The sequence below is a fragment of the Bradyrhizobium sp. WSM2254 genome, from assembly GCF_000472645.1.
Lineage (GTDB): Bacteria > Pseudomonadota > Alphaproteobacteria > Rhizobiales > Xanthobacteraceae > Bradyrhizobium > Bradyrhizobium niftali.
Window position 1 is genome coordinate 29617 of the sequence record NZ_AXAB01000052.1, and the last position, 19571, is coordinate 49187.

Genomic DNA, 19571 nt, shown 5'->3' on the forward strand with positions numbered 1-19571 from the left:
GCCGCCGATAGCGGCATTCTTCGCCCGCGGATTTGTTCCGGGGCGGGTCACAGATGAAACGCAAGATCGCAGCGATTTTCGCAGCCGATATTGCCGGGTATTCGAGGCTGGTGGCGGAAGACGAGGAGGAGACGCTGCGGCGCCTCGCCTCCTACCGCGAAGTCATCGACGATTTCATCGCAAAGGCGAACGGCCGCATCTTCAACACCGCCGGCGATGCCGTGCTCGCGGAATTTCCGAGCGCGGTGGACGCGGTGCGCTGCGCGATCGACATCCAGGAGTCCTTGCGGACCCGCAACATGGCCTATCCGCCGAGCCGGCAGATGTCGTTCCGCATCGGCATCACCATCGGCGACGTGGTCGAACGCAACGGCGACCTGCTCGGCGACGGCGTCAACATCGCCGCGCGGCTGGAAGGCCTCGCCGAGGTCGGCGGCATCTGCGTCTCCCGTGCCGTGCACGAGCAGGTTGCCAACAAGCTTTCGGTGCAGTTCGCCGATATCGGTGCGCAGGAGGTGAAGAACATCCCGACGCCGGTGCACGCCTACATGGTGGCGATGCGGCGCGAGGACGGCACCTATTCGAAGCCGCAGCTGAAGAAGCCCGCCTCCAAGCTGGCGGCCGCACCCGTGTGGATGTGGCCGCTGGTGGTCGCGATCGTCTCGATCGTCGCCATCGGCGTCACCGGCTTCCTCTACAACACCAAGCTCAAGCAGACGGCGACCGCCGCAGTGACGCCGGCCGCGACACCAAGTCCTGCAACGCCAAGCGCCGCGCCGAGCCCGACGCCGACCCAGATCGCAAAGGCGCCGGTGACACCGATGGCGCCGCCGAATGCCGGCGCTGCGATGGCTCCGATGCCCGCACCGTCGCCATCCGCCTCGTCGATCACGGGAAAGTTTGCGGCCGACAGCGTGCCCTTCATCAACGAGCGCGTCCGCAACTACCTGGCCGGCGACTATTCCACTGCGGCCGACTACAAGGCCTTCGCGCTCAATATCGGCGGGTTCACCGGCTCGGCGCTGAACCAGCCGAACGAGGAGGCCGCGCGCAACGCCGCGCTCGAGCAGTGCCAGAAGCGCGCCGACGCCGCGCAATCGCCGCGGCGCTGCGAGCTCTACGCGGTCGGCAACACCGTGGTCTACGCCCATGGCAAGCCGCCGATGCCGTCGTCGCCCTATTTCCGGCATGACGCCATGACCGAGCGGGCCTTCGCGTCGAAGGACTTTCCGATGGTGCGCGATCCGCAAAAGGTCCGGCTCGAGAACATGTTCGTGCCGGCGGCGAAATCCCGCTCGGTCGCGCTCGGCCCGGGCGGACAATATTTCATGGTGCTGGGCTCATCATCCCCTGAGGAATCGGCGCGGCGTTCGCTGGAATCCTGCGGCGCGATCGCGGGCGTCGCCTGCATGATCGTCGCGGTGGATGATAATTTCGTCGTGCCGATCCCGACCCTGCTCAGGATCACCGGCTTCTTCCATGCCGCGAGCAATGCCTCGATCGTGGCCGACGCCCGCGACGAGGTCGTGCGCAAGCTCGGCGACGCCATGGGCTGGAATGCCGTCGCCGTCGGCACCGCGGGGCGGCCCGGCCTCGGCCTGAAGGCCGCCGACGAGCAGACCGCCGTCAACTCCGCGCTGGCCGATTGCGCCCGGCGCGACAGCGACTGCCACGTCATCGCGATCGGCCCGTTCACGGTGGGACCGATCAATTAGCGCTGAAAAGGCTCGGCGAGCGCGTTACCGGCGACGATTGCGTCTTGCCGCCAATTTCGTCTGGCGTTTCAGAAACTTCGCAACAACCACCGCGCATCGCGCCGGCGGTGGCCGGCTACTGTGCATGGGGTTGTTTTCGACGTTTTAGTTCGCGAAGGGCGCGAACTGCTTCGCCACGGCCTGGTAGACCTCGCGGCGGAACGGCACAACGAGATCGGCGACGCGATCGAGACGTTCCCAGCGCCACGCGTCGAACTCCGCGGGCTGGTCGTTGCGCGGCGTCAGCGGATCGATCTCGTCATCCTTGCCAGTGAAGCGCAGCGCGAACCATTTTTGCCGCTGCCCGCGAAACTTCGCCAGCCGATGAGTCTGCGGGCCGTCATAGGGCGGGAATTCATAGGTAAGCCAGTCGGTCTCGCCGAGATAGTCGGCGCTGGTCACGCTGGTCTCCTCCCACAGCTCGCGCATCGCGGCGTCGCGCAAATTCTCGCCCTCATCGACGCCGCCCTGCGGCATCTGCCAGTCGAGGCCCGGCAGGATGATCTCGGGGCCGTCGCCCTTGAAGCGGTGGCCGATCAGCACGCGGCCATCGGCATTGAACAGCGCGATCCCGACATTGGGACGGTAGGGCTTGTTGTCGTTCGACATGCGGTCACTTCTCTGATCGTCATTCCCGGATGGTCCGAAAGACCAGCCCTGGAATTCCGAGATCCCGGGTTCGTGCTTCGCACGCCCCGGAGTGACGGTGCAAACTATTCCTCCGCCAGCGCGGAAAACTCCTTCACCACGCGCTCATAGACCGGGCGTTTGAACGGGATGATCAACCCGGTCAGATTCTTCATCGGCTCCCAGCGCCAGCTGACGAATTCGGCCTTGTGGCCGCCACCGCCGGGGTTTTCGACGTTGATCTCGCTGTCCTTGCCGGTGAAGCGCACCGCGTACCATTTCTGGCGCTGGCCGCGGTAGCGGCCCTTCCAGGCGCGCCCCGCAACCGTGCGCGGGATGTCGTAGATCAGCCAGTCCGGAACCTCGCCGAGCCGCTCGACCGAGCGCACGCTGGTTTCCTCATAGAGCTCGCGCTTGGCGGCCTCCCAGGTGTCTTCGCCGGGATCGACGCCGCCCTGCGGCATCTGCCAGACATGGGCGTCGTCGACATGCTCGATGCCGCCGGCGCGGCGGCCGATGAACACCAGCCCCTTCGTGTTGATCAGCATCACTCCGACGCAGGTCCGGTAGGGCAGATCCTCGTAACGCGCCATTCCGCCAGACCTCTTGCGTGCTCTCGGTAGGGCTTGACCGGCCCCGCCTGGAGCTGTGCCGTACCAATTCGTTGATTTAGCTGGATTTTGATTTCAGCATCGCGGTTGTCAATGGCACCAATAGGATACCCCGGTCGCCCAATGTCCTGGTCCAGGCGCCGATGCGCTCGATCGAGACGGGGAGGGCGGAGGCGGTGCCGATGGCCGCGCCGCGCTCGCGCGCCGCCGATTCGAGCTTGTTCAGCGCACGGTCGATCTCGGCCGGGGTCGGCACCACGTCGATCGCGATGTCGCCCTTGCCGAACGGCATCGCCTGGCTCGCTGCGGCCAGCGGCGCGATGCTGCGGGGCGAGGAGCCGTCGTCGAAGAAGCCGAGGCCGCGCTTGGCCGCCTCGCGGATGATCGGCTGCATCGCCGCGTCGGTCGCCACGAAGCGGGCGCCCATGAAATTGGTGATGCCGGCGTAGCCCTGCATCCGGCTCAGGTGCCAGTACAGGCGGTCCATGTTCTGGTCGGCGCTGAGCGAGGTCAGCAGCGTCTGCGGGCCCGGATCGTTGTCAGGGAAGTCGTAGGGCTCCATCGGGATCTGGAGGAAGATCTCGTGGCGCTGCGTGCGGGCCCGCTCGGCGAGCTTGCCGGGATCGGAACCATAGGGCGTGAAGGCCAGCGTCACCGCGGCCGGCAGCTTCATGATCGCATCGGTCGTCTTGGCGGCGCCGACGCCGAGCCCGCCGATCACGATCGCGACCACCGGCATCTTGGCGGCCTTGGCGCGGTCGGCGTCGGCCGCGTAGACGCTGAACGGCTTCAATCCCTCGGTGGCCACCGGGATCATGCCGTAGCGCGATTTCTCCAGCAGCTTGGGGTCGATCCCCGCCATGACGGGCGGTGGTGCGGAGGCTGCCGCATCGCCCTTGTCGGTGGCCTCGCCGGCACCGATCACCACGTCGTGGCGCGCGCCGGTGGAGCCGTCGATCATGGTGACGGTCTTCTGCTCGCCGGGGGCGGCCTGCTTCGGCGCTTCCCTGGTCTCGTGCTTGCCCTCTTGCTTGCTGTCCTGGCCGTGGCCGTGGCCGGAGGCGGCCGGCTTCTCGTCCGTGGCTTTGGGCTCGCGGATCGCGATCCGGGCCATCGGCTCGCCGCCGAGCGGATCCTTGTTGAAGATGGCGAAGCCGGCAAAGGTGACCAGCAACAGGCCGAGCAGCACGGCGAGCGCCTGCATGGCCGTGAACGGCAGCCGCAGCCGGCGTTTCCGGCGCGGCTTGTCCTGTCCGAGCGGGGCGCTCAGATCATCGGCCGTTTCAGTCATGCGCGATCCCGAATCACTCACCGATGACGATACCACGCCGAGGTCAAGCGACGGCAGGCCGGGATAGGCCGGGGATGCCAGGCGTTCCAAGCAAAAAGGGCGGCTCGAGGAGCCGCCCTTTGCGTTGGATCGCGCGGTACGCCGACTTGGTTCGCCGCCTCAGTTCGCGGCCTTGGGCTTGTCGGTCGCGGCCTTGTCGGCACCCGGCGTGGGCGCCGCGGAGGCGCTGTTCTTGATGCCGTGGAGCAGGTCGTCGGCGAGCTTGAGCGCCTTGTCGTCCTTGGCGTCCGGCGGGACGTAGGACTGCGAGCCGGTCTTCTCGTCGCCGTCGTTCTTGAGATGGCCGCGCAGCGAAGCCTCGCCCTTGGTGTCGGTGCGCGACTTCAGCTCGTCCGGCACGTCCTGGAGCACTTCGATGTCGGGCACGATGCCCTTGGCCTGGATCGACTTGCCCGACGGCGTGTAGTAGCGCGCCGTGGTCAGCCGCAGCGCGCCGTTGCCCGAGCCGAGCGGGATGATGGTCTGCACCGAGCCCTTGCCGAACGAGCGCGTGCCGACGATGGTCGCGCGCTTGTGGTCCTGGAGCGCGCCGGCGACGATTTCGGACGCCGAGGCGGAGCCGCCATTGACCAGCACGATGACCGGCTTGCCCTTGGTGAGGTCGCCGGCATGCGCGGTGCGGCGCTGGGTTTCCTCGGCATTGCGGCCGCGGGTCGACACGATCTCGCCCTTCTCCAGGAACGAGTCGGAGACGGTGACCGCTTCCTCGAGCAGGCCGCCCGGATTGTTGCGGAGGTCGATGATGTAGCCCTTCAGCTTGTCGCCGATCTGATTCGAGAGGTTGGCGACCTCGCGCTTCAGGCCTTCGGTGGTCTGCTCGTTGAAGGTGGTGATGCGGATATAGCCGATGTCGTCGGCCTCGATGCGGGCGCGCACCGAGCGGACGCGGATGTTGTCGCGCACCAAGGTGACGTCGAGCGGATTGTCCTGGCCCTTGCGGATGATCTTGAGCTTGATCTTCGTGTTGACCGGACCGCGCATCTTCTCGACCGCCTGGTTCAGGGTCAGGCCCTGCACCGCTTCGTCGTCGAGATTGGTGATGATGTCGTTGGCCATGATGCCGGCGCGCGAGGCCGGCGTGTCGTCGATCGGCGAGACAACCTTGATCAGGCCGTCTTCCATCGTGACCTCGATGCCGAGGCCGCCGAACTCACCGCGGGTCTGCACCTGCATGTCGCGGAAGCTCTTGGCGTCCATGTAGCTCGAATGCGGATCGAGGCCGGTGAGCATGCCGCTGATCGCGGATTCGATCAGCTTGGTGTCGTCGGGCTTCTCGACATAGTCGGAGCGCACGCGCTCGAAGACGTCGCCGAACAGATTGAGCTGGCGATAGGTGTCCGCGGTGGCGGCTCGCGCGCTGGAGCCCATGAAGACCGCGCGCGGCTGGGTCACGAACAGCGTCAGCGCCGCACCGGTGGCGGCGCTGAGGAGGATAACTGAAGTCTTGCGCATCATCCGCGAACCTTCTCGCCTTCATTTGCGGCCCACCATGGGCCTGGATCGATTGGAGTCCCGTCTTTGCGGAACTCGACATACAGCACAGGTTGACTCGCGTTCGTGGCGAGAATGGAGGCGACTTGAGAGGTCGACCCCATGGTCGCGACCGGCTCCCCCGTGAGCACAAACTGTCCGATGTTGACCGAAATGCGCTCCATCCCGGCGATCAGGACATGATACCCGCCCCCGGCATTGAGGATCAAGAGTTGTCCATAGCTGCGGAACGGGCCGGCATAGACCACCCAGCCGTCACACGGCGTCGTGACCTGGGAGCCGGGCTTGGTCGCGAGCGAAATGCCCTTCTGGACCCCGCCGACCCCATCGGAACCGCCAAAGTCCCTGATCTTGTTACCGTTAACCGGAAGAGGCAGCAGGCCCTTGGCGGACGCGAAGGCGATTGCGGGGGTGGTCCGGGAGCGGTCCTTGAAAGCGGCCGGGCCGGACTTGGCGCTGGCGGCCGCCTTTGCCTCGGCCTGCCTGGCGGCCTCAGCCGCCTTCTCGGCCGCCTTGGCGGCGCTTTGCAGGTCCTGCTCCATCTTGGTGATCAGCCCCTGGAGATCGCCGACCTGCCTTGAAAGCATGATGGCGCGCGAGTTCTCGGCATCCAGGTCCTTTTCGCGCGCGGCCTGCTGGCGCTGCCGCTCGTCGACCAGCGCGGCGAGCCGGCTCTGGTCGTTGCGGACCCTGTCGCGGTCGGAGGCGAGCTGATCGCGTTCGGTGGCGATATCCTTGCGCAGAGCCACGAGCTCGCCGAGCTCGCTCGCGATCTTTTCGGCGCGGCCGCGCAATTCCGGCACGACGGCGCCGAGCAGCATTGCCGTGCGCAGCGATTGCAGCGCATCTTCGGGCCGCACCAGCAGCGCCGGCGGCGTGCGCCGCCCGGCGCGCTGCAAGGCCGCCAGCACCTCGACGATGTCGGCGCGGCGCGAATCAAGTGACGTGCGCATCTGCTGCTCACGGCCGTTCAGCGTCTTCAGCCGCGCTTCGGCTTCGTCGATCTTAGTCTCGACGGAGCGCACATTGGCGGCGGTGTCGATCAGCTGCTGGTTGAGCTGGGTGCGGTCCTGGCCGAGCGAGGTGATCTCGGCCTTGAGCTTGGCCTGCGCCTCTTCCGCGCTCTTCTGCCTGGCGCGCGCGGCCTCCAGTTCCTGCTCGCGCTGCTTGATCGCATCGGGCGAGACGGCTGCGGTCTGTGGTGCCGGCGGCGTCTGAGCTTGCGCGAGGCTTGCGTCCAAGACACTTGCGCTCAAGACACTTGCGCCCGTGAGGCCAGCGATCAGCAGCAGGTTGAGGACAGGCGCTCGCATCGCTCTAGGCAAAGGTGCTCGTTGTGGCGCGGATCACGCGCGGTGATAGGGGTGGCCGGCCAGGATGGTGGCGGCCCGATAAAGCTGTTCCAGAAGCATGACGCGGACCATTTGGTGCGGCCAGGTCGCAGAGCCGAACGCGATCGCGAGCTTGGCCTTACGGCGCAATTCGGGCGAAAGTCCGTCCGCCCCTCCGATCACGAAGATAGTATGACCGGCACCCTCGTCGCGCCAGCGCCCGAGATGCCGTGCGAATACGGTTGAATCGAGATTCTGGCCGCGTTCGTCCAGCGCCACCAGGATCGACTTGTCCGGGATATGTGCGGAGATCGCCGCAGCCTCTTCGGCCATCCGCGTCGCGGTGTCGCGCGCGCGGCTCTCGGGGATTTCGTGGATCGACAGCTCGCGGAATCCGAGCTTGCGGCCGGCCTCGTCGAACCGCTCGAAATAGCGGTCGGCAAGCTCCCGTTCGGGGCCCTGCTTCAGCCGGCCCACCGCAATGACAGCAACACGCATGATATCTTCAGGGTCGCGTTTTCAAGACCGCGCGCAATATGCGCGCGCACGACGCTAGCATGCGCGTCAGCCGATTCGAAATCGGCTCAGTGAGCCTAGATCGCCTTCGCCGCCCCTGGGCCCTGCGTGTACAATCTCTCGAGATTGTAGAACTCGCGGACCTCGGGTCTGAACACGTGCACGATCACATCGCCGGAATCGATCAGCACCCAGTCGCAATTGGGCAAGCCCTCGACGTGGATGCTCTTGATGCCGTTTTCCTTGAGGCTTTTCGTGACGTTTTCCGCGATCGCGCCGACGTGCCGGTTGGCCCGGCCCGTGGTGACGATCATGTAGTCGGAATACGCCGATTTGCCGCGAAGGTCGATGGTGACCGTCTCTTCCGCCTTCATGTCCTCGAGGCGGGAGAGGATCAGGCTCAGCGTCTTGTCGGCGTCGGGTTGCGCCTTCAAGGCCGCAGCTTTGGTCGATGTTTTACGCGTAGGCTTAGCAACCTTGGGTAAAACAGACTTGGACAATACAGATGTGGCCAGGGACCATTCCTTTCACTGTATCGCGAGAGCCGAATCCGACCCTCACTGGTTACACTACATCATGTGGGGTTAAGGGTTTCAATATGCCAGAGAGCCCCAAGCCCACACTCCATCCACACACTCCGTCTCACTTCGGACCTTTCCAGCTCCCGTCCGGGTTCCGTAAGCCCGTCGAGGACAGGTTCAGCTTCAATCCCGTCAGGAAGACCCAGGCCGGCGCCGGCCGATCCGCAAGCAATGCCGCCTCACTCTCGGGCAGGCGATAGCGCGCAAGCGCCTGAGCGGCGGGCGAGGCGAGGGCACGAAAACTCTGCGGCGGGCGATCGATGACCGCAATCGGCACCTGGTCGGCGATGCGCCGCCAGTGCTGCCAACGGTGGAATTGAGCGAGGTTATCGGCGCCCATAATCCAGACAAAGCGCAAGCCCGAGAGGCGGCGGCGCAAGGTGTTGATCGTGTCGATAGTGTAGCGCGTGCGAATGACGGATTCGAGACAGCTCACCTCGATCCTGGAATCGCTGGCGACGTCGCGCGCGGCCTGCATGCGCGCGCCGAGCTCATGCAGATTGCCGTTCTCCTTCAGCGGATTGCCCGGCGTCACCAGCCACCAGACGCGATCGAGTTGCAATCGCTTCAGCGCGAACTGACTGATCGCGCGATGCGCCTGATGCGGCGGATTGAACGAGCCGCCGAGCAGGCCGACGCGCATGCCTTCGGTGTAGGGCGGAATGGCCTGCGCGAAGAAACGTGGCGCGACGAAATTGTTACTCAATGCCCCACGCCTCGCGACATGACTTACGGCCGCGTCTGACCTGTGCCGTGGACGCGATATTTGAAGCTCGTCAACTGCTCGGCGCCGACAGGACCACGGGCGTGGAAGCGGCCGGTGGCGATGCCGATCTCGGCACCGAAGCCGAACTCGCCGCCATCGGCAAATTGCGTCGACGCGTTGTGCAGCACGATGGCGGAATCGACTTCGCTCAGGAATTTCTTCGCGGCAGCCTCATCCGCGCTCACGATCGCGTCGGTGTGATGCGAGCCATGGTTCTGGATATGCGCGATCGCGCCATCGACACCGTCCACGACCTTCGCCGCGATGATCGCGTCGAGATATTCGGTGTCCCAATCGTCCTCGCTGGCAGGCTTGACCCGCGCATCGGTCTTCTGCACGGCATCGTCGCCACGTACTTCGCAGCCGGCCTCGATCAGCATCTCGACCAGCGGCTTCAGGCTCGTTGCGGCAGCCGCGCGATCGACCAGCAGCGTCTCGGCTGCACCGCAGACGCCGGTGCGGCGCATCTTGGCGTTGAGCACGATCGATTTCGCCATGGCGAGGTCGGCGCTGGCATCGACATAGACGTGGTTGACGCCTTCGAGATGCGCGAACACCGGCACGCGCGCCTCCTGCTCGACGCGCGCGACGAGGCTCTTGCCTCCACGCGGCACGATGACGTCGATCGCGCCGTTCAACCCCGACAGCATCATGCCGACAGCCGCACGGTCGCGCGTCGGCACCAGTGTGATCGCAGCCTCGGGGAGGCCCGCTTCGCGCAGGCCCTGCACCAGGCATTCGTGGATGGCGCGGCAGGAGCGAAAACTGTCGGAGCCGCCGCGCAGGATCACGGCATTGCCGGACTTCAGGCACAGCACGCCGGCATCGGCTGCAACGTTCGGCCGGCTCTCGAAGATCACGCCGACGACGCCGAGCGGCACGCGCACGCGCTCGATGGTCATGCCGTTCGGCCGCTGCCAGCTCTCGGTGACGATGCCGACCGGATCGGCGATGCCGCGCACTATGCCGATACCCTCGGCCATGGATTCGATCCGCGCCGGCGTCAGCGTCAGGCGGTCGATGAAGGAGGAGGTCGCATTGCCGGAGGCGCGCGCCTCCGCAACGTCCTCGGCATTGGCGGCGAGGATCGTCGCCGCGTTCGCGCGGATCGCCCGCTCCATGGCCTCGAGCGCCCGGTTCTTCTGCTCCGGCGGCGCCAGCGCCAGCACGCGCGCGGCAGCGCGGGCACGGGTGGCGAGATCGGACATCAGCGCCTGGAGATCGGCATTGCCGTCAACGGCTTTGAGGGGGGCGGCCATGGGGTTTTCAACCTTCTGCTAAGGCGGTGTCCTAGCACGGAAATCCCGCTTTTGCGAAGGGCGGGGAGGGTATGGCAGGTCTCCCGATGCCGTGCCGCCTGGGCCACTGGCCTAGCGCCGACGTCATGGCCGGGCTTGTCCATGTTTCCCTTGGGCGTCATTCCGGGGCGATGCGGAGCATCGAACCCGGAATCTCGAGATTCCGGGTCTGGTCCTTCGGACCATCCCGGAATGACGGAGCTATCGCCCTACCCGCCCACCACCAGATCGTCGCGGTGGATCATCTCGGCGCGGCCGCTGATGCCGAGGATGGTCATCACATCAGGGGAGGAGCGGCCCTTGATCCGCTCGGCGTCGTCGGCGTCATAGGCGATCAGGCCGCGGCCGATCTCGCTCATGTCGGGGCCGCGCACGATCACGGCATCGCCGCGGGCGAACTGGCCCTCGACCTTGGTCACGCCGGCCGGGAGCAGGCTGGCGCCGGCGCGCAGCGCCGTCACCGCGCCGGCGTCGATCGTGAGCGTCCCCTTCGGCTCCAGCGTGCCCGCGATCCAGCGCTTGCGCGAGGTGATAGGATTGGCCGGCGTCAGGAACCAGGTGCAGCGGCCGCCGTCGGCGATCGCCTGGAGCGGGTGCTCGATCTTGCCGGAGGCAATCAGCATATGCGTGCCGCCGGTGGTGGCGATCTTGGCCGCCTCGACCTTGGTACGCATGCCGCCGCGCGACAACTCGGACTCGGCGTCTCCAGCCACCGCCTCGATCTCCGAGGAGATGCTGTCGACGACGGGAATGAGCTTTGCGTTCGGGTTGTTCTTCGGCGGGGCGTCGTAGAGCCCGTCGATGTCCGACAGCAGCACCAGGAGGTCGGCGCTCGCCATGGTGGCGACGCGCGCGGCGAGGCGGTCGTTGTCGCCGTAGCGGATCTCGGTGGTGGCGACCGTGTCGTTCTCGTTGATCACCGGGATGGCGCGCCACTCCAGGAGCTTGCCGATGGTGGAGCGCGCATTGAGATAGCGGCGGCGCTCTTCGGTGTCCTGAAGCGTGACCAGGATCTGGCCGGAGTCGATGCCGTGGGCCCCTAACACCTCCGACCAGATCCGCGCCAGCGCGATCTGGCCGACGGCCGCGGCGGCCTGGCTCTCCTCCAGCTTCAGCGGCCCGCGCGGCAGCTTGAGCCGGCTGCGGCCGAGCGCGATCGAGCCCGAGGAGACGACGAGGACGTCGCGTCCTCCCTTGTGCAGCTTGGCCATGTCATCGGCGAGCGCGGCGAGCCAGGACGTTCGCACCTCGCCCTTGTCGGAATCGACCAGCAGCGCGGAGCCGACCTTGACGACGATGCGGCGGAATTGACTGAGTTCGGGGCTGGCCATGTGTGTATGTGTTGGCGCGTGTGACGAATTGCTCGGTGTGGAACGGCGGAGCAAACAAGCGGCGCCGGTAAGGCCTGCTTTTGCAGCAGGACGATGGCCGGCGCAAGGCGGCGGGGATGGTAAACGGCGCAAGTTGGCTTTGTCTTCGGCCTTGTCTTGCGCGCCGGTCCGGTTCTAATGCCGGCAACCAAAATGGGCTGGACGAGGAAACGTATGGATCGCCGCAAATTCATGGCCGGATGTCTGGGGCTGCCGCTCCTCGCACAAGCGGGCGGGGCGCAAGCGCAGGCGGGGCTTTCAAAAATCATCTTTCCGTTTGCGGCGGGCGCCGGCGGCGACACGCTGTGCCGGCTGATCGCGCAGGAGATGGCTCCGGCGCTGCAACGGACCATCGTGGTCGAGAACCGAACCGGCGGCGACGGCCTGATCGGCATCAAGGCGGTGAAGGGCGCGAGCCCCGATGGCAACATGGTGCTGGTGACGACGGGCCCCACCATGTATCTGCTGCCGATGGTGGAGACGACGCCGAGCTTCGACACGGCCAAGGATTTCATGCCGGTGTCGCTGCTGGCGCGGTTCGAATTCGCCGTTGTGATCGGCCCGGCGATCGACGCTGCCGATTTCAAGTCATTCGTGGCCTGGCTGAAGGCGCATCCGGACAAGACGTCGTTCGGGGTGCCGAGCAACGGCACCATTCCGCATTTCATGGGCTCCAAGCTCGAGAAGGATCTCGGCATTCCCTTGACCCGCGTGCCCTATCGCGGCAGCGCGCCGATCCTCAATGATCTCATCGGCGGACATCTATCGTTCGGCATCGTGACATTGGCCGATGCGCTGCCGCAGCACCGCGCCAAGGGCGTGAAGATCATTGCGGTCTCGAGCGCGGAACGGTCGCCCTTCGCATCAGAGGTCCCGACGCTGAAGGAGAGTGGCATCGATCTCGTTGCGGACGCCTGGTACGGCATGTGGCTTCCCGCCGGCAGTCCGCCGGAATTCGCCAGCAAGCTCGGCGCCGCCGCGAGCGCTGCACTCGCCAAGCCGGAGGTGAAGGAGAAGCTCACCGCGATCGGCCTGATCCCGGTCGGCAGCAGCGCGGATGGGTTGACGAAGGAGCTCGCCGCCAACACAGCGTTCTGGCAGCCGATCGTGAAGGCGACAGGATACAAGATCGAGAATTGAAGTCTTCTCCCTCTCCCCGCTTGCGGGGAGAGGGTCGGGGTGAGGGGGAGTCTCCGCGGGGACGCCGGCAGTTGGACTCGCGGAGACTCCCCCTCACCCGCCGCGCTTCGCGCGTCGGCCTCTCCCCGCAGGCGGGGAGAGGCAAAGAGCAACTTACATCTTCGCGCGCTGCGCGATGCCGTCCTTGATCGCAGCAAGCTCGGCCTCATCCCAGATGCCGATCAAGACGCCGCCCTTCACCTGGAGCTGGTTGTCGGCATAGGCCGCGATCTTCTCGCGCGGCGTGGTGATGTGGTCGTTCGGGTGCAGCGCCCAGTCGAACAGCTCGGCCTGAAGGCGCGCGATGATGCCGGCGCATTCGGGATCGTCGCCGCGATCCAAAAATTCTTGCGGATCGGTTTCGAGATCATACAGCATCGGGCGGAAGCCGGAGGCGTGGATGTATTTCCAGCGGCCGTCGAACACCATGAACAGGCGACAGCGTTCGATCGGCTGGTTCAGCTTCAGCCGCACGTCCTGCATGGCGTAGTCGTATTCGGAGAACGCGACCTTGCGCCAGTCGGACGGCGTTGGCCCGCGCAGCAGCGGCAGCAGCGAACGCCCTTCGAGGATGTGGCCCGGCACCTTGCCGCCGAAATAATCGACGAAGGTCGGCGCGAGATCGATGCCTTCCACCAGCGCATCGCTGCGCGTGCCGCGCGTGGCGTCGGCCTCCTTCGAGGGGTCGATGATGATCAGCGGAATCTTGGCCGATTGCTCGTGGAACAGGTCCTTCTCGCCCATCCAGTGATCGCCGAGATAGTCGCCATGATCTGACGTGAACACGATCATCGTGGTGTCCAGCAGGCCGCGTTCCTCCAGGAACTTCATCAGCACGCCCATCTGGTCGTCGATCTGGGTGATCAGGCCCATATAGGTCGGGATCACCTTCTCGCGGGCATCGTCGCGCGCCATGTTGCGGGAGTAGCGCATGTCCATATAGGCGCCGAACACCGGATGCGGGCTCGAGCGCTCGCGCTCGGAGCGGATCACCGGGATCATGTCCGCTGTCGAGTACATGCTGGCATAGGGTTCGGGCGCGATGTAGGGCCAGTGCGGCTTGATGTAGGACAGATGCAGGCACCACGGCTTGCCATCGGTCTCGGCCTCGGTGATGAAATCCATCGCGCGCCGCGTCATGTAGGGCGTTTCGGAATGCTCCTCCGGCACGCGCGCGGCCTTGTCGGCATGCACCAGCAGCCAGCCGTTCTGCAACGAGCCGTCCTCCGCTGCGCCGGAATTGGCCCAATGCTCCCAGGGATTGGTCGCTTCGAAGCCCTGCTTGCGGAGATACTCATCGTATTTCGGGCGCGGCCGTCCCGTCGGGTGCAGGCCGTCGTCGCGCTCATAGGGCTCGAAGCCGCATTCGGCGACATGCACGCCGATCATCGACTCCGGCGGGATGCCGAGCGCCTTCATGCCTTCGAGGTCAGGAGCCATGTGGGTCTTGCCGACCAGCACGTTGCGCACGCCGATCTTCCTGAGGTGATCGCCGAGCGTGGGCTCGCCGACGCGGAGCGGCCAGCCGTTCCAGTGCGAGCCGTGCGAGCGCATGTAGCGCCCGGTGTAGAACGACATTCGCGAGGGCCCGCAGATCGGTGACTGCACGTACGCCTTGCTGAAGAGCACGCCGCGCTTCGCCATGGCGTCGATGTTGGGAGTCTTCAGCGTGGGATGGCCGGTGCAGCCGAGATAGTCATAGCGAAGCTGGTCGCACATGATCCAGAGAACGTTCTTCGCGCGCGCCATGCGTCATCCCTGCCGTTTCTTGATTGTTTGATGCTGCGCTATCAGAGCGCCGGTGACAACCTCTCCCATAGTGATGCGCGAGCCCAGTGCCGCACATTCGGTGTCGTCCCGGCCTAGTGCGCAATTGCGCACGGGGGGCCGGGACCCATACTCCCCAGAAGATGTTATGGCGCGAGATGGCAATGACCAATCTTCGCCAAATCGCATTCGGTGGTAATGGGTCCCGGCTTTCGCCGGGACGACGCTGGGGAGATAGTTTTAGGCCGACCAGGGCTCGGCTTCGGCCGCGCTCTTCGCCTTGGCCGACACCGGGGCCTCGCCGATCACGTCGACAAGCGCGCGCAGCGCTTCCTTGACGCCGTCGCCGGTGATGCCGGAGAGCAGCAGCGGTGTCTTCTTGGCGGCGCGCTTGAGCCGGTCCTTCTGCTTCTTGAGCTCGTCCGGCTCGACCGCGTCGATCTTGTTCAGCGCCACGATCTCGATCTTGTCGGTGAGCAGCCCGCCATAGGCGTTGAGCTCCGTGCGCACGGTCTTGTAGGCCTTGCCGGCGTGTTCGCAGGTTGCATCGACGAGATGCAAGAGCACGCGGCAGCGTTCGACATGGCCGAGGAAGCGGTCGCCGAGGCCCGCGCCTTCATGCGCGCCCTCGATGAGACCTGGAATGTCGGCCAGCACGAATTCGCGGCCGTCGGCATTCACGACGCCGAGCTGCGGGTGCAGCGTGGTGAAGGGATAGTCGGCGATCTTCGGCTTGGCCGCGCTGACCTTGGAGAGGAAGGTCGACTTGCCGGCATTGGGCAGGCCGACGAGGCCAGCGTCGGCAATGAGTTTCAGCCGCAGCCAGATCCAGCGCTCCTCGCCGGGCTGGCCGGGATTGGCGTTGCGCGGCGCGCGGTTGGTCGAGGATTTGAAATGCGCGTTGCCGAAGCCGCCATTGCCGCCCTCGGCGAGCACGAATTTTTCGCCGACATTGGTGAAGTCGTGGATCAGCGTCTCGCGGTCCTCATCGAAGATCTGCGTGCCCATCGGCACCTTCAGCACGATGTGCTTGCCGTTGGCGCCGTGGCGGTCAGAGCCCGCGCCATTCTCGCCCTTCTGGGCCTTGAAGTGCTGCTGGTAGCGGTAGTCGATCAGCGTGTTCAGCCCGTCCGCGACCTCGATGATGACATTGCCGCCGCGACCGCCATTGCCGCCGGAGGGGCCGCCGAATTCGATGAACTTCTCGCGGCGGAACGCCACGCAGCCGTTCCCACCGTCACCGGAGCGGATATAGACCTTTGCTTCGTCGAGGAATTTCATGGGCCATAGGTAGGCCAGCCGGTCCCCCGCGGCAACCCGGACTTACCCGCAAATCGGCCGAAATTCCGCGAATTTCGCCCCTTGCTTAACCCCAAGCGACTTCCAACACGACTTCAGGGGCGGCGCCGGATCAGGAATTTCTGCGTGCCCTCCAGCACCAGCTCCTTGCGCTGGTTGAACACGGTGCTCGTGAGCGTCACCACGCCAGTCGAGCGTCCCGGCGCGAGCTCGGTGACCTCGAGCGCGGGATAGATGGTGTCGTCGGCGAACACGGGTTTGAGGAACCGGCTCGATTGCTCGAGGAAGCCGACCAGGGAGTCCTCGACCATGAACGGAAACAGGCCGGCGCCCGGCGCGGTGTGGATCAGGGTCTGGAAGCCGTGGGCGAGCAGATGCGGCATGCCGCGGCTGCGGCAATATTCCACGTCGTAATGCACGGGGTGGGTGTCGCCGCTCGCGGTCTGAAACGCCGCGAACACCGCCGACGTCTGGGTCCGGCTGGGCACCACGAAGCGTTCGCCGACGACGAAATCCTCAAACCAGCGTTGCGTGGGGATCATGCGGTGCCGGGCTGGATCGAAGTCGGTCATGTCAAAGCTCTCTTTGTCGATGAGGCGCCTATCGCTACCGCGATGCGAAGAGTGCGACAATCCGTTCAATTCGGCGGTGGTGGGCTTGTCCTGATCGCCCACGCCATTAAAACGACCGCAAGCGACGCTAATCGCCGGCTTTCCGTGCTCTCTCCGCCCGTCATTGCGAGGAGCGAAGCGACGAAGCAATCCAGACTGCCGCGGTGGAGACAGTCTGGATTGCTTCGCTCGCAATGACGACCTCTCACACTCCGACTCGTTCAATGTCCTTCTTCAAGAACCTCTCCGCCTATGACGACCGATCCGCGCGCCTCGCCGGCATTGCACTCATGGTGCTGTCGATCTTCATGTTCTCGTTCGGCGATGCCATGGGCAAGTTCCTGGTCGGGACTTATTCGGTGGGGCAGCTGCTGTTCCTGCGCGCCTGCGCGGCGCTGTTGCTGCTGTCGCCGCTGATCTGGCGGCAGCGTCACCAGTTCCTGCATCTGGAGCGGCCGCGCCTGCAGCTGTTTCGCGTCGTGCTGTCGACGCTGGAAGTAGCGGCCTTCTTCCTTGCGACGGTCTATCTGCCGCTCGCCGACGTCATCACGTACTATCTCGCCGGCCCCATCTTCGTCACTGCGATGTCGGCGATCTTCCTGGGAGAGAAGGTCGGCTGGCGGCGCTGGACGGCGATTCTGATCGGTTTCTGCGGCGTCGTGATCGCGCTGCGGCCGTCGGCGCAGACCGTCAGCCTGCCGGCGCTGATCGCGCTCGGCGGCAGCCTGTCGTTTGCGACGCTGATGCTGATCACGCGCAGCCTGCGCAAGACGCCCGACATCGTGATGGCGTCCTCGCAATTCGTCGGCACGTTTTCGCTGGGCGCGGTGCTGTCGGCATTCCACTGGGTGCCGCCGACATCAGGCAGCCTCGTCATCTTCGCGCTGGCCGGATGCATCTCGGTGACGGCGCTGTTCTGCGTCAACCGGTCGCTCAAACTCGCGCCGGCCAGCGTCGTCGTGCCCTATCAATATTCGATGATCGTCTGGGCCGTGATCTTCGGCTTCGTCGTGTTCGGCGACGTGCCGTCGATCGCAACCATCGTCGGCGCCGCCATCATCATCGGCGCCGGGTTCTATATTTATCTGCGAGAGCGCGATCTGGGGCGCGGCAATGTGGACGTTAATCCGCCGGCGTAGCCACACCCACAACGTCATCCCGGGGCGCGCAAAGCGCGAGCCCGGGATCCATACCCACAAGAGGTCGTTTTGCGAAGACTCGGAGTGGGCGCTTTGCCTCACACTTCTCCCAGGGATTATGGGTCCCGGGCTCGCGACTTCGTCGCGCCCCGGGACGACAGTGGAGAATGTAGCGGCGCTTCTGCCTACCTCATCCGCCTCGCGCTGCTCCAGCTCTTCAGCGACGCCCACACGCCGCGCGACAGGCGGAAGCAGTCGACGGGCGTGGAGGAGCCCAGCGCCAGGAAGCGATGCAGCTGGACGCCGCTCCACTGGAAGCCGCACTTTTCCAGCACCTTGCGCGAGGCGGGGTTGGTGACGCGCGCGCCGGCATAGAGGTGGTCGTCCTCGAACTCCTCGAAGAAGAAGTCGATCGCGCCGCGCGCGGCCTCGGTGGCGAAGCCCTGGCCCCAATGCTCGACGCCGAGCCAGTAGCCGAGCTCGGCATTGTCGGGCTTCGAACAGTCGATCCCGACCATGCCGACCGGTCCGCTGTCGTGCTCGATCAGGAACACGGTCTCGCTGCCGATCTCGGCGGTGGCGCGGACGAATTCGACGGCGTCGTCCTGCGAATAGGGATGCGGCAGGCGGCGGGTATTTTCCGCGACACGGCGGTCGTTGGCGAGGTGGGCGATGGTCCTGACATCGGCAAGTGTCGGGCGCCGCAAGGTCAGCCGTTCGGTGGCGACGACGCTCGGTCTCGCCTCCCGCAAGGTGGTGCTCGAAAAATCCTGCAACATGTCCGGCTCCGTCGAAGTCACTAAGACAAAACGAAAGGGGAGGCCGGTTTCCCGCCTCCCCTGGAGCCTACTTGTGGACTCCGCCGGTTTGGTCAGGACCCGGCGGACTCCAAATTTGATCCACCGTCTATTCAGCTGCCTCTGCGATCGGGAGCACCGATACGAATGTGCGGCCGTTGGCTTTGGCTTGGAACGTGACGCGACCCTCGATCTTGGCGAACAAAGTGTGGTCCGTGCCCATGCCGACATTAAGGCCGGGGTGCCAGGTGGTGCCGCGCTGACGCGCAATGATGTTGCCGGGAATCACAACTTCCCCGCCGAACGCCTTGATACCGAGGCGCTTGCCCTTGGAATCGCGACCGTTGCGCGATGAACCGCCTGCTTTTTTGTGAGCCATGGCTCGTCTCCGAAATCCTGAGTAGTTCTAGATCAATTCCTTGACGGAATCATTTCACAATTTCTCACGCATCAATTCGTGAATTGGCGTGATCAATTTATGCGGCGGCGTCTTCCTTGGTCGCTTCCTTGGCGACCTTCTCCCGCTTCGGACGCGGCCCCTTGGTGGGCTTGGCGTTGTCCGTCAGGATCTCGCTGACGCGCAGCACCGTGATCTCGTCGCGGTAGCCACGCTTGCGGCGCGAATTCTTGCGGCGGCGCTTCTTGAACGCGATGACCTTGGGGCCGCGCTTGTGGTCGAGCACCTCGACCGCCACGGACGCACCGGCCACCGTCGGCAGGCCCAGGATCGGCGTGTCGCCGCCGACCACCAGAACTTCATTCAGCTGCACGATCGTGCCGACTTCGCCTTCGATCTTGCCTACTTCCAGAACATCATCCGGAGCGACGCGGTACTGCCGGCCGCCGGTTTTGATGACTGCGAACATCGTTGTTTTCCTTCGTGTTCAATCCCGGCCTCGCGACAGTCTGTCGGGGCCGGCTTTTTGTCAGTCGCTATGGGTTTATGCGAGTTTTGTGCGGGCGGGAGTTATCTCTTTGAAAACCCACGCAAAAACAAGCGGCGCGAGAAACGCCCCGCGCCGGGTGTGGGACTTATAGCCGCCGGACGCCGCAAGTCAAGGAAAACCGCCGAAAAAGGCCCGG

At 65.3% G+C, this 19571-nt stretch carries 19 protein-coding genes; 3 read left to right on the top strand and 16 right to left on the bottom strand.

Annotated features, from left to right (window positions below):
* Positions 1 to 53 precede the first annotated feature (53 nt).
* Positions 54 to 1715, top strand: coding sequence for an adenylate/guanylate cyclase domain-containing protein (locus A3M7_RS0131740; RefSeq protein WP_027547551.1), 1662 nt, complete (start codon positions 54 to 56; stop codon positions 1713 to 1715).
* A gap of 144 nt (positions 1716 to 1859) precedes the next feature.
* On the opposite strand, the gene A3M7_RS0131745 is transcribed toward A3M7_RS0131740, so the two are convergent.
* The 10 genes from A3M7_RS0131745 to proB form a co-directional block, all read right to left on the bottom strand.
* Positions 1860 to 2363: an RNA pyrophosphohydrolase gene (locus tag A3M7_RS0131745; protein WP_027547552.1), complete on the bottom strand. Its 504-nt coding sequence runs from the start codon at positions 2361 to 2363 to the stop codon at positions 1860 to 1862.
* A 104-nt stretch (positions 2364 to 2467) separates the two neighbouring features.
* Complete coding sequence (locus A3M7_RS0131750) at positions 2468 to 2974, bottom strand: RNA pyrophosphohydrolase (RefSeq protein ID WP_027547553.1); 507 nt, start codon at positions 2972 to 2974, stop codon at positions 2468 to 2470.
* A 76-nt stretch (positions 2975 to 3050) separates the two neighbouring features.
* The gene (locus A3M7_RS0131755) at positions 3051 to 4283 is read right to left on the bottom strand and encodes a divergent polysaccharide deacetylase family protein (protein ID WP_027547554.1); all 1233 of its coding nucleotides are present in this window, start codon (positions 4281 to 4283) and stop codon (positions 3051 to 3053) included.
* A gap of 159 nt (positions 4284 to 4442) precedes the next feature.
* On the bottom strand, positions 4443 to 5798 hold the full coding sequence (locus A3M7_RS0131760; protein WP_027547555.1) for a S41 family peptidase: 1356 nt from the start codon (positions 5796 to 5798) through the stop codon (positions 4443 to 4445).
* A complete protein-coding gene (locus A3M7_RS0131765) occupies positions 5795 to 7147 on the bottom strand; it encodes a murein hydrolase activator EnvC (protein ID WP_027547556.1) in 1353 nt (450 codons plus the stop codon). Before A3M7_RS0131765 ends, A3M7_RS0131760 begins: the two co-directional genes overlap by 4 nt.
* A gap of 33 nt (positions 7148 to 7180) precedes the next feature.
* Positions 7181 to 7663 (bottom strand): 23S rRNA (pseudouridine(1915)-N(3))-methyltransferase RlmH, encoded by a 483-nt coding sequence (gene rlmH / locus A3M7_RS0131770; protein WP_027547557.1) that lies wholly within the window; start codon positions 7661 to 7663, stop codon positions 7181 to 7183.
* A gap of 95 nt (positions 7664 to 7758) precedes the next feature.
* Positions 7759 to 8115: a ribosome silencing factor gene (gene rsfS, locus A3M7_RS0131775; RefSeq protein ID WP_027547558.1), complete on the bottom strand. Its 357-nt coding sequence runs from the start codon at positions 8113 to 8115 to the stop codon at positions 7759 to 7761.
* A gap of 208 nt (positions 8116 to 8323) precedes the next feature.
* Positions 8324 to 8968: a nicotinate-nucleotide adenylyltransferase gene (locus A3M7_RS0131780; protein WP_027547559.1), complete on the bottom strand. Its 645-nt coding sequence runs from the start codon at positions 8966 to 8968 to the stop codon at positions 8324 to 8326.
* A gap of 23 nt (positions 8969 to 8991) precedes the next feature.
* Complete coding sequence (locus tag A3M7_RS0131785) at positions 8992 to 10287, bottom strand: glutamate-5-semialdehyde dehydrogenase (RefSeq protein ID WP_027547560.1); 1296 nt, start codon at positions 10285 to 10287, stop codon at positions 8992 to 8994.
* A 248-nt stretch (positions 10288 to 10535) separates the two neighbouring features.
* Positions 10536 to 11657 (bottom strand): glutamate 5-kinase, encoded by a 1122-nt coding sequence (proB, locus tag A3M7_RS0131790; RefSeq protein ID WP_027547561.1) that lies wholly within the window; start codon positions 11655 to 11657, stop codon positions 10536 to 10538.
* Between the two features lie 213 nt (positions 11658 to 11870).
* Here proB and A3M7_RS0131795 point away from each other — a divergent pair, with 213 nt between their 5' ends.
* Positions 11871 to 12836 (top strand): Bug family tripartite tricarboxylate transporter substrate binding protein, encoded by a 966-nt coding sequence (locus tag A3M7_RS0131795; protein ID WP_027547562.1) that lies wholly within the window; start codon positions 11871 to 11873, stop codon positions 12834 to 12836.
* 153 nt (positions 12837 to 12989) lie between these two features.
* On the opposite strand, the gene A3M7_RS0131800 is transcribed toward A3M7_RS0131795, so the two are convergent.
* The 3 genes from A3M7_RS0131800 to A3M7_RS0131810 all read right to left on the bottom strand — a co-directional run bounded on the left by A3M7_RS0131800 (position 12990) and on the right by A3M7_RS0131810 (position 16513).
* Positions 12990 to 14624, bottom strand: a complete 1635-nt coding sequence (locus A3M7_RS0131800; RefSeq protein ID WP_027547563.1) for an alkaline phosphatase family protein — start codon at positions 14622 to 14624, stop codon at positions 12990 to 12992.
* A gap of 258 nt (positions 14625 to 14882) precedes the next feature.
* On the bottom strand, positions 14883 to 15923 hold the full coding sequence (obgE, locus tag A3M7_RS0131805) for a GTPase ObgE (RefSeq protein WP_027547564.1): 1041 nt from the start codon (positions 15921 to 15923) through the stop codon (positions 14883 to 14885).
* 113 nt (positions 15924 to 16036) lie between these two features.
* Entirely contained in the window at positions 16037 to 16513 is a 477-nt protein-coding gene (locus tag A3M7_RS0131810; protein ID WP_027547565.1) for a MaoC family dehydratase, read from the bottom strand.
* Between the two features lie 263 nt (positions 16514 to 16776).
* On the opposite strand from A3M7_RS0131810, the gene A3M7_RS0131815 reads away from it, so the two are divergent.
* The gene (locus A3M7_RS0131815) at positions 16777 to 17691 is read left to right on the top strand and encodes a DMT family transporter (protein ID WP_027547566.1); all 915 of its coding nucleotides are present in this window, start codon (positions 16777 to 16779) and stop codon (positions 17689 to 17691) included.
* Positions 17692 to 17876: 185 nt separating this feature from the next.
* On the opposite strand, the gene A3M7_RS0131820 is transcribed toward A3M7_RS0131815, so the two are convergent.
* From A3M7_RS0131820 to rplU, 3 genes are all read right to left on the bottom strand, one after another.
* The gene (locus tag A3M7_RS0131820) at positions 17877 to 18470 is read right to left on the bottom strand and encodes a GNAT family N-acetyltransferase (RefSeq protein ID WP_027547567.1); all 594 of its coding nucleotides are present in this window, start codon (positions 18468 to 18470) and stop codon (positions 17877 to 17879) included.
* A gap of 127 nt (positions 18471 to 18597) precedes the next feature.
* Entirely contained in the window at positions 18598 to 18867 is a 270-nt protein-coding gene (gene rpmA / locus A3M7_RS0131825) for a 50S ribosomal protein L27 (protein WP_011083253.1), read from the bottom strand.
* A 97-nt stretch (positions 18868 to 18964) separates the two neighbouring features.
* Complete coding sequence (gene rplU, locus A3M7_RS0131830; RefSeq protein WP_027547568.1) at positions 18965 to 19354, bottom strand: 50S ribosomal protein L21; 390 nt, start codon at positions 19352 to 19354, stop codon at positions 18965 to 18967.
* Positions 19355 to 19571 lie beyond the last annotated feature (217 nt).

What these genes read in the sequence shown, in the direction of transcription:
- proB (WP_027547561.1), bottom strand. Translation starts at nt 11,657, where the DNA reads ATGGCCAGCCCCGAACTCAGTCAATTCCGCCGCATCGTCGTCAAGGTC.
- rlmH (WP_027547557.1), bottom strand. Translation starts at nt 7,663, where the DNA reads ATGCGTGTTGCTGTCATTGCGGTGGGCCGGCTGAAGCAGGGCCCCGAA.
- A3M7_RS0131785 (WP_027547560.1), bottom strand. Translation starts at nt 10,287, where the DNA reads ATGGCCGCCCCCCTCAAAGCCGTTGACGGCAATGCCGATCTCCAGGCG.
- A3M7_RS0131795 (WP_027547562.1), top strand. Translation starts at nt 11,871, where the DNA reads ATGGATCGCCGCAAATTCATGGCCGGATGTCTGGGGCTGCCGCTCCTC.
- A3M7_RS0131745 (WP_027547552.1), bottom strand. Translation starts at nt 2,363, where the DNA reads ATGTCGAACGACAACAAGCCCTACCGTCCCAATGTCGGGATCGCGCTG.
- obgE (WP_027547564.1), bottom strand. Translation starts at nt 15,923, where the DNA reads ATGAAATTCCTCGACGAAGCAAAGGTCTATATCCGCTCCGGTGACGGT.
- A3M7_RS0131755 (WP_027547554.1), bottom strand. Translation starts at nt 4,283, where the DNA reads ATGACTGAAACGGCCGATGATCTGAGCGCCCCGCTCGGACAGGACAAG.
- A3M7_RS0131810 (WP_027547565.1), bottom strand. Translation starts at nt 16,513, where the DNA reads ATGACCGACTTCGATCCAGCCCGGCACCGCATGATCCCCACGCAACGC.
- A3M7_RS0131820 (WP_027547567.1), bottom strand. Translation starts at nt 18,470, where the DNA reads ATGTTGCAGGATTTTTCGAGCACCACCTTGCGGGAGGCGAGACCGAGC.
- A3M7_RS0131815 (WP_027547566.1), top strand. Translation starts at nt 16,777, where the DNA reads ATGTCCTTCTTCAAGAACCTCTCCGCCTATGACGACCGATCCGCGCGC.
- A3M7_RS0131765 (WP_027547556.1), bottom strand. Translation starts at nt 7,147, where the DNA reads ATGCGAGCGCCTGTCCTCAACCTGCTGCTGATCGCTGGCCTCACGGGC.
- rplU (WP_027547568.1), bottom strand. Translation starts at nt 19,354, where the DNA reads ATGTTCGCAGTCATCAAAACCGGCGGCCGGCAGTACCGCGTCGCTCCG.
- A3M7_RS0131750 (WP_027547553.1), bottom strand. Translation starts at nt 2,974, where the DNA reads ATGGCGCGTTACGAGGATCTGCCCTACCGGACCTGCGTCGGAGTGATG.
- A3M7_RS0131760 (WP_027547555.1), bottom strand. Translation starts at nt 5,798, where the DNA reads ATGATGCGCAAGACTTCAGTTATCCTCCTCAGCGCCGCCACCGGTGCG.
- A3M7_RS0131740 (WP_027547551.1), top strand. Translation starts at nt 54, where the DNA reads ATGAAACGCAAGATCGCAGCGATTTTCGCAGCCGATATTGCCGGGTAT.
- A3M7_RS0131800 (WP_027547563.1), bottom strand. Translation starts at nt 14,624, where the DNA reads ATGGCGCGCGCGAAGAACGTTCTCTGGATCATGTGCGACCAGCTTCGC.
- rpmA (WP_011083253.1), bottom strand. Translation starts at nt 18,867, where the DNA reads ATGGCTCACAAAAAAGCAGGCGGTTCATCGCGCAACGGTCGCGATTCC.